Genomic DNA, 11573 nt, shown 5'->3' on the forward strand with positions numbered 1-11573 from the left:
GGGACGACGGCGTTCTCGCTGGCGGTGTCCGCCGCAGGGGTGGATTCCGGCCTCGACACGACCGACGGCACAAGCATCCTCCTGTTCAAGGAAGGCAACCTGGTGGTCGGCCGCATCGGCTCAGCCGCCGGGGCGGCGGCGTTCGCCGTCGCGATCAACAGCACCACCGGCGTCGTCAGCGTGGCGCAGTATGCCTCGATCCTTCATCCGACCCCGGGGGCCAGCCACGACGAGTCGGTCAACATCACCGACAGCGCGTTGCTGGCGGTGGTGACGGTCACCGACGGTGACGGCGACACAGCGACCAGTTCGACCGGTATCGGCGATGCCGTGCAGTTCCAGGACGACGGCCCGACGATCACGGTGCCGTTCGACGGTGACCCCGGTACCCCAGCTATCGAGCACGAGACCCTGCACAACGTGCTGAACGCAACGGCTAGCGGAGCCTTCGGGTACGACATCGGCAAAGACAGTCACAACGCTGCATTCTACACGGGCGGTGGTTCCGACTTTGTCGACACCAACGCAGCCCTCGCCGGTGTCCAGATCAGCTTGACCGGCACGGTCGATAATCCCGGCACCCCCGGCATTACCCAAGCCGTGGCGACACTGACGTCGGAGGACGCCGCCAGTGCAACGTTCACCTTCTCGTTCCACTATGACAAGGACCCGATCACGGCTGGCGTGCAGGATGCCACGGCGGGCGGCACCCTGACCTTCGACAAGGCCGCCGATACCTACAGCATCACGCTGACGGACCCGATCGACGGGTTCAGCTTCAACGTGCTGCATACCTCCGAACTGTTGCGCAAGGCACCTCCCGGTAACACCGGACACCCGGAACTCGTGGTGACGGAACTTGACCTCAACAACGGTACGACCGACACCAACGGGTTCTATGTGCAGTTCACAGCGAACACGAACCCTGCCGGCTCTCCTTTCGGTTTCAACGGCACGGGTGACGGTGCATCGGACGGACCACCTCTCGACACGGCCTATAACAATGGCCAGTTCGTCACCAGCAGCTTCGAGGACTGGGTGTCGGCAACTCAATCCACGAACGGTGTCGCGGGTGACACGATCCAAAAGAACGAACTGCTGACGCTGCGGTTCTTCAACGAAAACATTCTCGGGGACGTGAACCCCGGTGCCCCCGGTGGTGGTACAGAGAAAACCACCCCGACAGACTTTGTGTCCGGCGTCGCCGTCAAGTTCGACGGTATCGGGAACTCCGAGGACCTTATCGTGGTCCTCGACCTGATCGATGACAAAGGCACAGCATCCACCGCCGACGACGTCAAAACCACGAGGTCGATCTTCGTCGAGAACCAAGACTTCTTCAAGCTTTCGACCGGTGGTGTGCCGTCCCCGTACAACAGCGAGTTCACGCTCGACAACAACGACGCCCTCCTCATTATCGAGAGCAACGACTACAACCTCGCCGCCGGCGAGAACTTCAAAATTCAGGGGATGCAGATCATGCAATCCGGCAACGGGCTGGCAGGATCTGCGATTAACCTGAACGGGATCACCGACAACCCCAACACCATCCCGGTCGAAGGCGCAAGCAGTGGTACGCAAGCTTGGGAGGCGCAGGACAACGATGTCCTCAAGATCGTGGACATCGGCTTCGTACAGACGACCTCCGGGACGTTGAATGCCAACCTCGACTTCGCGTTCCAGATCGCGGACGCGGACGCCGATACGACGGGGACGCAGCACATACCCGTTGACGTCGTCGCCTGATCACTGAGCGACGGGAGGCAGCGAAGGTTGCCTCCCGCCATCTGCGCACGAAGCACGCAGAGATATAAATGATGAAAGCCAACCAACAGCCCCCTGCCCTGCAAGTGGTGATGAAAGAGGCCAGACGTGCCATCCGGCCGCTTATCTGGTTCAGTGCCGGCATCAACGTGCTGATGCTGACCGGGGCGCTTTACATGCTCCAAGTCTACCACCGGGTGTTGTCCAGCCACAGCCTGGAGACGCTGGTGATGCTATCGCTGATGGCGGCAGCGGCACTCGCCGCAATGGCGGGGCTGGAAGTGGTGCGCGGGCGCCTTCTGGCCAAGGTCGGATCGTGGATGAACGCGCGGTTGGCACCAGTTCTGCTGACCGCATCGGTGGAATATGCCGCCTCGGCGCCCGGGCATGCCAACGCCCGTCCGCTGCGCGACCTGGATCAAGTGCGGAATTTCTTCACGAGCCCGAGCATCTTCCCTATCCTCGACGCGCCCTGGGCACCTTTGTTTTTCGCCGCCATATTCCTCATGCACCCTTGGCTGGGTTGGTTGGCGCTGGTCGGCGGGGTCGTACTCTTCGCCTTGGCGGTGCTCAACGAATACCTCACGCGCAAGCCGTTGACCGAGGCCGCAAGCGCACAGTCGCGGGCATACACGCAGGCTGAAGCTGCGATCCGAAACGCCGAGGTCGTGCAGGCGATGGGCATGTTAAAGCCACTGCTGGAGGGCTGGAAGGCGCAGCAGGACGAGGCGAACAAGGGACAAGTCCTTGCCGCCAACCGTGGCGGCGTCATCGCGGCCATAGCGCGCTGTCACCGGCTGGCCCTGCAAATGGCCATACTGGGCCTTGGTGCCTATCTGGTGGTTCGCAACGAGGCCTCGGCCGGCATCATGATCTCCGCCTCGATCCTCATGGGTCGCGCCTTGTCCCCGGTCGAGCAAGCGATCGCCACATGGAAGGCCACGGTCGGAGCGCGTGCCGCTTACCGGCGTCTCACCGCAGTCGCCGGACAGCACCCGGAGGCCACACCGGTTCTGCCACTGCCACGACCGAAGGGGCGGTTTGAGGCCGACGACCTCGTGCTTGCCCGACAGGGTGGTGACCCGATTCTGAAAGGGATCAGCTTCCGGCTCAATCCGGGTGAAGCAATGGCGTTGATCGGCCCGAGCGCGGCCGGCAAGACGAGCCTGGCGCGAATATTGGCCGGTGCCTGGCGTCCATCCGGGGGGCGTGCGTTGCTGGACGGCATGGACGTTGCCCAATGGGCCGCGGAGGACCGTGGTCATCATGTCGGTTACCTGCCGCAGGACATCGAGCTCTTCGCCGGTACCGTCGCCGAAAACATCTGCCGCTTCGCGCAGCTCAACCCACCGGTCTTCAACAACGTGGTCAAGGCCGCGCAGTTGGCGGGAGTTCACGAACTGATCAAGCGGCTGCCTAAGGGTTATGCCACCGAGATCGGCGAATCCGGCGCGGTGCTGTCAGGCGGGCAGCGCCAACGCATCGGCCTGGCGCGGGCACTCTACGGCGACCCGCCACTCCTTATACTGGACGAGCCCAATTCCAACCTCGACCGCGATGGCGAGGACGCATTGATCGCAGCCCTCAGCGCGGTCAAGGTGGCGGGCACGACCATCGTCCTGATCGCGCACCGACCGAACATCCTGGAGAAGGTCGACAAGGTGCTGGTCCTCAACCGCGGCCAGCAAGACCTCTTCGGCCCGCGCGACTATGTCTTCAACGAACTCGCCAACCGCGCCCGCAAGGTGACCCAGCTGCCAATGGCAGTCCAGCCAACCCTCGAAGTGGTCAAGGAAGTCAAAGAAGCATGAGCCGTTCCCCGGAATTGAACGTCGTGCCGCTACCCGTCCCGCCACCGTCCCTGCTGGAACCGTTACCCCTGCGTCTCGCGGGCGTGACGTGCACCGGGTTCGCGATCATGTTCCTGTTCTTCGGCGTCGCCGGCGGCTGGGCGGCGCTGGCGCCTTTGGACAGCGCCGCGGTGGCACCGGGCGTTATCAAGGTCGCCGGCGACCGCAAGCTCATCCAGCACCTCGAGGGCGGCATCATCGCGGAGCTGAACGCCGCCAACGGTGATATCGTCAAGGCGGGCAAGGTTCTCATCCGACTCGACAACACACAGGCGAAGGCACAGCTCGACCTGATCCAGAACCGGATAGCAACGCGTGATGCGCTGGCCGCGCGTCTCAGGGCCGAGCGCGACGACAAAGCCGAGATCGAGTTCGATCCCGCGTTGCTCGCAAACCCCGACACCGCCGCAAGGGACGCGGTGGCCGCACAGCGTGACGTGTTCGCGGCAAAGCACCACAACTTGAAGGACGAGCGGGAAATTCTCGGCCAGCGCCGTCACCAGACCGAGGACGAGATAAAGGGACTGGAGGAGCTTGTCGTCACCGAGGACAAACAGATCGAGGCGATCGAGGGTGAAAGCAAAGACCTTGAGGGCCTGCTCAAGAAGGGGCTGACCACCCGCGAGCGGAACCTGTTGCTCAGACGACAACAGCGGGTGATCGAGGGGGAGCGCGCCACCAACACCGCAGCAATCGCTCGTGCCAGAAGCGCCATGGCCGAGATTGACATGCAAATCTTGAACCTCGGCACAGTGCGGCTGAACGAAGCCGTCGAGGAGTTGAGCAAGGTCGAGACGGAGTTGTTTGACCTCAGACAGCAGGAGCGTTCCGCCAAGGACGTGCTTACCCGTACTAATGTCGTCGCACCGGTTGACGGCATCGTCATGGACCTGAAGGTCCACACGGCGGGTGGTGTCGTGAAACCCGGTGAGACATTGATGACCGTCGTGCCGCTCGGACAGCAACTCGTGGTCGAGGCTATGGTCAAACCAGAGGATGTCGAGACGATCGCCCCCGGACAGCTCGCGCGCGTCAGCTTCCCGGCCTTCGCCCGCTACAACCTGCCGCCACTCGACGGCGTCGTGGAGATCGTGTCGGCCGACCGCATGGTGGAGGAACGCAGCGGGGCACCGTACTTCGCCGCGACCGTGTTGATCGACAAGAGCGAACTCGCCAAGCTGGAGGGCCGTAAGCTGCTGCCCGGCATGTCGAGCGAGGCGATGATCCGGACGGGTGCTCGCACCGTGCTCTCTTACCTTGCCGAGCCGATCACGCAGAACTTCCGCCGCGCGATGCGGGAAAAATAGCCTTAGGCTGCCCGGAGGGTGTCAGCTGTTGAGATGCTTCAATTCAAACCCGGCGTCATCCTGGGTGTCTGACACCCCCTGTTCGGCGAACTGAAACATGTCCGCGAACTCCATCTCTTGCTCAAACATCACACCACCGACCTTGATGGTCAGGGCATCCTCGGTTCCCTTTGGTGCGAAATAGACTTGCGCGACACGCGTGCGGATACGCTCGCCGATTTCCTTGGCTTCTGCTTCGGTCGCGCCTGAGAGGAAGACCCCGAACATGGAAGTCCCTATGCGTCCAACCAGATCATCCGCGCGCACTGATGATTGTATGGTTGTGGCTATGAGCCGCAAAGCCTCGTCGCCCCATTCAAGGCCAAAGCGCAGGTTGATGGACCGTAGATGTTCCGAATGAATGACCAGGAAGGCGCCCGAGCGTGGTCCCGGCGCCGATGGCCTTGTTGCTCTTCTTTCGACCATCGACGTGAAAACCGGCCCGTTCAGACAGCCTGTCAACCTGTCATAGGTTCCGGACCTGTTGAGTTCCTGACGGCAGCTGCGGATTTGGATCTGCTGCCAGCCGATCAGTACGAAAAGCGGCAGACCAATGACCACGGGCAGCAGCACGGCTGTCATCATGCTGCGCCCGAACGGCGTGAACGCGTCGCTGAACAAGAGCAGATAGTTGAAGCCCAGGGAAAGACCGAGGCTCCCGGCTGTTCCTAGAAAGGTCAGCCATGCGGCGCTTCTCCATGCCTGCGCGGAGGCGGTCGCGGTGGTTTGTGCCATTGGCTAATCTCCTGTCAGATCAGCCAGCATAGAGCCGGCGTACAGCATTTTCAGTTTCCGAGAAGCATACAATTTGAACTATGAGACCCGATACTGTTCAAGCAACCGGCTTGCCCCGGAAATTTGCGCGCTAAAGGTTAATCAATGGAATGCCGACCGCCGCTGAACAATCAACGGCGGCCTCGGCGAACGCTGCTCCGGTTCTTTGAGTCTCGCAGCCTATTGTGGCGGACCGAAAATGCCCATCCCCGCGCCCTGGGCAGTCACTTGCGCTTTGCCATAGATGCCACTCGGCAACGCCGTGGCCCAGCCGTTGGACACAAGCCAGGCGCCGACGTCCTGCTTGCCCAGCCTGCACGGGGCTGCGATGGCAAAACGCTCGACGTCCGGCGGCACGAAGCATTTCAGCGCGCGTCCCCTAACCCAGGAATTGAAGGCGGCACGCGCGCGCGCGCCGCAAGGCCAGGTGACATCGTGAAACGAACAGGTTCTGTCGAGGTCGATGCCCTGCACCCCGCTGATGATTACTGTCCGGCCCATGGATTCGAAGATCGCGGACGTTGCGGCAGCCGGGCGAAAGAGCAGCACCTCCCGCCAATCGTCCGGCATCGGTGTCTTTGGGGGCACAGCCAGACCAAGATCGGTGAGCGGCGGACGGGGCTCGACCCGTTCGAGTTGCACGGGATCAAGCTGTGGTGGAGCGATGAGGTCTTGAGCAATCTTGCACGCGGGTTCTCGTCGGTATTCTTCGACGATGGATGCATCCACTCGGGTCGGCTGCGTACCGCTATTTTGCGAAGGAGCAAGGACCGGCCGATCGACCGAAAGCAAAGCCCCGGCCTGAATGATCAGCAGAACCCCGGCCAGAAGCAGGAGGCTTCCCAGCGCGATCGCCAAGCGGCTGCGGCCCAATCTAACCATCAGCCCGTCTACCCATCAGCCAGTCTGTCCATCAGATTGACCGGGTTCCCTAAGCCGATCAGAAACCCGACGTTGATTTTGCAACCAGTTTGAGCGCGCCCTTTTGAATCTGGTAAAACGGCATCGATCGTTCACTGGATCCGTCAGCCCGAAACCGAAACAGACCTGTCGACCCACGAAACCCGTTTGGACTTTCGAGAACCTGCTTGCTGAAGCCGTCGGGCCCGACCGCACTGGCAACCCCTGCTGTCAGCGCAACCATATCATAAGCATAGGCCACATTGACGTCGGCCGGGTAGTTGTATGTCGCCCTGAAGCGGTCGGCGATCGGTCCGGTTTCGCGCTGATCGAGCGTGGCGATATATGCCCCCTCAAACAGCGGATCCATGGGGTGCTCCAGCCACCGGTTGGTTCCGACGACGGAAATTGCCTTTCCCGGAATGCCCTTCGATCTAAGGGCGGCAAGGATAGGCGATGGGCTGCCGTCGCCATTGGCGACGATCACGGCGTCGGGAGTGTCCACGAGCGAGCCCATTTCGTCGACAGCCTTCGCGCCACCGTCGCTGGCCGAATACGGGACAGTGACCGCGAGCGTCGCACCATAGATGCTGAGGCCGTTGGCGACCCGCTTCTCCACGGCGCTGGCGTTCGAGCCTTCCGCGACAAGCAACACGAACTTCTTGCCGCCTTTGGCAGCGAGCCCCGCAGCGCCCGCCGCGGCACTGTCGGCTTCGCTGAGGCGCACGGCATAAACACCGGCGCCGCCTGCGAAATTGTCGGCAAGCGCAAGCACCGGTGGACGCTTCGACCCCGACAGCGTGGCAATATGCTGGGCTGCCGGCAGTTCAGCTGGGCCGATGACCACTTTCGACCCCGTCGTTATCGCACTTATCGCCAATTTGCCGGCCTGTGCGCTGTCGCCTTTCGTGTCCTCTACCGTCAGCGTAAGCAATCCATTGCCAACATCCGTCATCGCCAGCTTGGCGGCATCGAGCATCTTCCTGCCGTTTTCCCCTGCCGTTCCGGGAGCCGACAATGGCAGCAACATCGTGATTTTTGTCGACCCGGTGCCCAGCGACTGGGTCGCCTGGGCAGGACCGGCACCCGTGTCGGCAGTCTGCCCGCCAGGCGCGGCAATCGCCGCCGGATCGAGCACTTCGGAAACACCGCCTTTCGACTGGCAGCCTGACAATGTCGTGGCGAGCGCAAACGCGATTGCCCATGTCCGCGGACAGCGGCCTTGTCGGCCAGATTCCATGATTGCTCCACCCAATGTGCCGCCGGGTATTCTTCCCGGTCTGGTCTTCAACGCATGTTACGGCGGACTTGCCGTGCCGTCTGTATTTTCTTTAGCCTTCGAAAAGCCTGGCTCTAAGCGCCTTGATCTGCCTTGCTTGTCCGGCAGTCCGATAGTCGGCGCATTTCATGTATCGTGGCCCGGGCACGAACACGCGGCGCACGCAAACGCCTTTTCCCTGGGCTGGAGTCCCACCCTCTCCTCCCGACGAAAATGCGGAGAAGCCGAATGTCGCCACCGGCAATGGCCCGGTCACTTCAATCCCTTGCCTTGCCAGGATTGCCCGCGCGCGTTGGCAGTAGCGGACCGAAAGTGCCGAGAACCGGCTTTCATTGTGCCCGGCGCGATATTTCATGACGGTGGTGCACAGGTCGCCCGCGGCCAGCTTGTTGGCCTGGGCAAGATATTTGACCCCAAGCGCGATGTTGGTCGCCGGCGCGCTCAGCTCGTCGAGGGAGCCTCGAAAGCCGAGCATTCGCGCCGTCGCGGGCATCACCTGCATCAGGCCGACTTCGCCGTCGGCGCCCTGCACGTCAGGATCGAACCCGCTTTCGATCTCTATCACCGCATGAGCCAGCACCGGCTCCAGTCCATAGATCGATGCCTGACAGCTCGCAAACGCCTTGAAGGTCTGCCGGGTCCACTGCGTAGCCGCGTCACAGTGCGTCGGCCGCGTCAACTCGGACGGCTGCCGTTGTTCCACGGAAGGTCGCTCCAGCCAGTTGGCACGGGCCGGCGTGACAGTCTGGCCAAAACCGACCAATGCGATCGCTGCGGCGATCGCCCCTAAAGAGGATCCGTCGGCTATCATGATGGCCAACAGGCGTCGGTTCGCTTATCCGGTCAGTGCATGTACTCGACCATGCGATCGTGAAAACACTCGCATTTGTTGAGGGTATCTTCGTCGCGATAGTTGGTTTTCAGGTAGCCGTAGGCCATACCGCAAGCGACCTTGGCCTCCGACGCCCAGACGAAGACCGGCCGGGACGAGTTGATCCATTCCGAGCTGTTGGCGACCGCGACCGACTCGTCCATCAGCTTGACCACCTGGTCCTTGAGGTCGACGATGTTGTCGGTCAGGACCAGGTTGGACGTCCCGGCGACGCGACAATAGTCGACCGAGGGACCTTCGATGATGTCGGCGGCATAACCCGTCGACCCGACTGCCAGCAACAGCGTCGCAGCGGAAACCAGCAGTCTTGCAGAACGATTCATGGATGAGCTCCCCTCGATATTAGCAATGTATAACATAGTCGCGCGACCGAGCGCCATGCCGTTAAACCTGGTTTGCCGTCGTCGTGTGCTGGGTTACGCCGTCGTCGTAGAGCAGCGTGATCGTGCTGGCGACGGGGTGGTTTGTCAGCTGGGCCACTTCGACAAAATTGGCCGGATTTCCCGAACCACTGGTGTCGACACTGAGCGTGCCCGTGCCCGCATCGTAGTTCACGAAGTTGCCGACATTCGCAGGAGTCGAGTCGAACAGGGCCGTAAGGTCGATCTTGTCACCCTGACCGCCATTGTAGTCGGTGATCAGGTCCTTGATGTCCAGACTGTCGAGCTTGAACGTGTCGGCTCCGGCGCCGCCGGTCATTGTATCCTGGCCTGCACCGCCGATCAGGACGTCGTTGCCCGCGCCGCCGATCAGCGTGTCATTGCCTGCGCCACCATTGAGAGTGTCGTTGCCACCGCCGCCCGCAAGATAGTTGGCTGCCAGGTTTCCGAACAGATAGTCATCGCCAGAACCACCGATAAGGCCCTCGATGCCGGTAAGGGTATCGCCGGTGGCATCGCCGCCGCCGATGGTGCCAAGTCCCGGGTTGATGAATGTTACCGGTGCCCCGGCTGCATGTCCGTCGTCAGCCAAATGGATCGAAACGGCTGCTACGCTGCCGGTATAGTCGACGATGTCGGTTCCGGCCCCGCCAGAGATCGTGTCGGTGTGCGTGCTTCCAGCGATCACGTCGTTACCAGCTGTTCCGGTAAGGGCGAAGTTGTTGGACCCATCTCCCGCGACCACGTGAATGGCGAGTGACTGCGTGCCAGTGGTATCGCCATCCTTGTCGGTCGCGGAGACTGTAAAGGCCAAGTTCTGATCCTGAGGCAAAACGTTATGCGTGAGGGAGATGTTCGAGAACTGAGCGCCTTGCCCTGAAACGTTGACCGCGCTGACCTGCAATTGGTTGAAGCTGATAGACGGATCAATCACGAATGTTCCGGTTGCCGTGATGGATATGTCACCGGACGTGGTTACATTGGTGAGAGTGTTGGTCGCAACCCAGTGGTAGGTTCCCCCACCACCGTTCAGCGAATTGACCACCAGACTCACGGAGTCGTTCAACTCGGCACTGGTGCTGGCCGGATTATCCACGCCGACTCCAGTTCCGGAAGTATGGAACTCCATTGTGAAGCTTTCATTCCCGCCTACGAAGGTGTTTGCGACGCCAAATCCGTTATTGTTGGAGTTGATCCCGCCTGGGCTTGAAAACTCAATATGGCCATCGGTGGTTTCGCGCCAGTTCGGCCCACCAGCGGGAAGGTTCTGTAGCGAATAGGTTATTGTCGTGCCCGCATTGGGCTGGAGGAGGTCGAACTCGTACGTACCGTCCGGCCTTACCGCGAGAGAAAACACCTCGGTTGCACCGGCATTCGCGTGGAGCGTCGTGGCGCCATCCGCAGCGGTCGTTGTGCTGTAGACGATGCCCGTGATCGCCGGTCCCGTGATGCTGAAATGGTCGATGCCATCGGCACCCGGCACCAGCGAGAACAAGCCGGCGACAGATCCCACCTCGTTCGGGATCGTGCCCGAGGTAAAGGAGCCTAGCGAGGGCCCGTCGTCATGGAAGGAGGACTTGGAACCGAGGTCGATAGACTGCGAGGCCGTGTCACCGTCGCTGTCCGTCACCGTTGCCGTCAGCGTTACCAGGCCCGAGGTCAGGTTGATGCCTTCGGAACTGTCGGTCGGGTTGTCGACAGTGTTCTGGTGCACCGCACGGTCCTGTGTCAACGTTACTGCGCCGGTCGCCGTGTTGGTGCTCAGCGTGAACACCAGGAAGGCCACATCACCGCTGTGCCCGGATACATAGCCGGACACGGTGTTGCCGCTCTGGGTCAGCACCACCGCCGTGTTGGTGGCACTGTCGATCAGATTGGTGGTCACGCCCGGAGCCGAGATGCTCAGGCCATAGCTGGTGGTGGCACCGTCGGCGCCCTGCACAACTGTGAACACACCGGCAAAATTCTGCGTGTCCGTGGCCGATCCTGCCGGGCCAACGCCCGAACCGGCAATGCCGTTGGTCGCCGCGGTCAGATAGCTCTCGTCGACGTTTAGCGCCGGCGCTACGCCGGTGATGGTGATCGACGGGCCGTCATCCAGGAAGGTCACCGCGCCGCCGACGTTGATCACGCCGGTGCTTGCCGTATCGCCATCCGCATCCGTCACCGTCGCCGTCACGCCGATCTTGCCGGCCAGCGTCAGCGCGTCGTTGTAGGCCGCCGCCGTCGAACCATCGACCAGGTGCTCCAGCGCGACGTTCTGCACCACCGTCAGCTTGCCGTCCGAGCCGATCGACACCGTGAACGCCGTGTGCGTCCCGCCGGCATCCGTGAAGTGGCCCTCGATCGCCGATCCGACCTGGACCAGCGTGATCGCATGGTCGCCCT

General features: G+C 61.9%; 9 protein-coding genes. 3 read left to right on the forward strand and 6 right to left on the reverse strand.

The features are described 5' to 3' along the window. From AC1DZU_RS34720 to AC1DZU_RS34730, 3 genes are all read left to right on the forward strand, one after another. A partial coding sequence (locus tag AC1DZU_RS34720) for a DUF5801 repeats-in-toxin domain-containing protein (protein WP_477291868.1) occupies positions 1 to 1746 on the forward strand: 1746 nt, incomplete at its 5' end. A 71-nt stretch (positions 1747 to 1817) separates the two neighbouring features. Beyond that, positions 1818 to 3575 (forward strand): type I secretion system permease/ATPase, encoded by a 1758-nt coding sequence (locus AC1DZU_RS34725; RefSeq protein WP_477291884.1) that lies wholly within the window; start codon positions 1818 to 1820, stop codon positions 3573 to 3575. Continuing rightward, the gene (locus AC1DZU_RS34730; protein WP_477291870.1) at positions 3572 to 4921 is read left to right on the forward strand and encodes an HlyD family type I secretion periplasmic adaptor subunit; all 1350 of its coding nucleotides are present in this window, start codon (positions 3572 to 3574) and stop codon (positions 4919 to 4921) included. Before AC1DZU_RS34725 ends, AC1DZU_RS34730 begins: the two co-directional genes overlap by 4 nt. 21 nt (positions 4922 to 4942) lie before the next feature. On the opposite strand, the gene AC1DZU_RS34735 is transcribed toward AC1DZU_RS34730, so the two are convergent. The 6 genes from AC1DZU_RS34735 to AC1DZU_RS34760 form a co-directional block, all read right to left on the reverse strand. Then, complete coding sequence (locus AC1DZU_RS34735) at positions 4943 to 5695, reverse strand: GGDEF domain-containing protein (protein WP_477291872.1); 753 nt, start codon at positions 5693 to 5695, stop codon at positions 4943 to 4945. A 219-nt stretch (positions 5696 to 5914) separates the two neighbouring features. Continuing rightward, positions 5915 to 6592, reverse strand: coding sequence for a thermonuclease family protein (locus AC1DZU_RS34740; RefSeq protein ID WP_477291874.1), 678 nt, complete (start codon positions 6590 to 6592; stop codon positions 5915 to 5917). 82 nt (positions 6593 to 6674) lie between these two features. Next, positions 6675 to 7613 carry an ABC transporter substrate-binding protein gene (locus AC1DZU_RS34745; protein ID WP_477291876.1) on the reverse strand — a complete coding sequence of 313 codons (939 nt, stop codon included), beginning with the start codon at positions 7611 to 7613 and terminating at the stop codon, positions 6675 to 6677. Positions 7614 to 7965: 352 nt separating this feature from the next. Continuing rightward, on the reverse strand, positions 7966 to 8616 hold the full coding sequence (locus AC1DZU_RS34750; protein WP_477291878.1) for a lytic transglycosylase domain-containing protein: 651 nt from the start codon (positions 8614 to 8616) through the stop codon (positions 7966 to 7968). A 140-nt stretch (positions 8617 to 8756) separates the two neighbouring features. Next, a complete protein-coding gene (locus tag AC1DZU_RS34755) occupies positions 8757 to 9128 on the reverse strand; it encodes a hypothetical protein (RefSeq protein WP_477291880.1) in 372 nt (123 codons plus the stop codon). 61 nt (positions 9129 to 9189) lie between these two features. Next, positions 9190 to 11573 (reverse strand): DUF5801 repeats-in-toxin domain-containing protein (locus AC1DZU_RS34760; RefSeq protein ID WP_477291882.1); only part of this gene is annotated, 2384 nt, incomplete at its 5' end.

Source organism: Mesorhizobium sp. P2_A12 (assembly GCF_056405075.1).

Excerpts from the sequence above, each read along its gene's own strand:
- AC1DZU_RS34725 (WP_477291884.1), top strand. The coding sequence starts at position 1,818 with ATGAAAGCCAACCAACAGCCCCCTGCCCTGCAAGTGGTGATGAAAGAG.
- AC1DZU_RS34755 (WP_477291880.1), bottom strand. The coding sequence starts at position 9,128 with ATGAATCGTTCTGCAAGACTGCTGGTTTCCGCTGCGACGCTGTTGCTG.
- AC1DZU_RS34730 (WP_477291870.1), top strand. The coding sequence starts at position 3,572 with ATGAGCCGTTCCCCGGAATTGAACGTCGTGCCGCTACCCGTCCCGCCA.
- AC1DZU_RS34745 (WP_477291876.1), bottom strand. The coding sequence starts at position 7,613 with ATGCTCGATGCCGCCAAGCTGGCGATGACGGATGTTGGCAATGGATTG.
- AC1DZU_RS34735 (WP_477291872.1), bottom strand. The coding sequence starts at position 5,695 with ATGGCACAAACCACCGCGACCGCCTCCGCGCAGGCATGGAGAAGCGCC.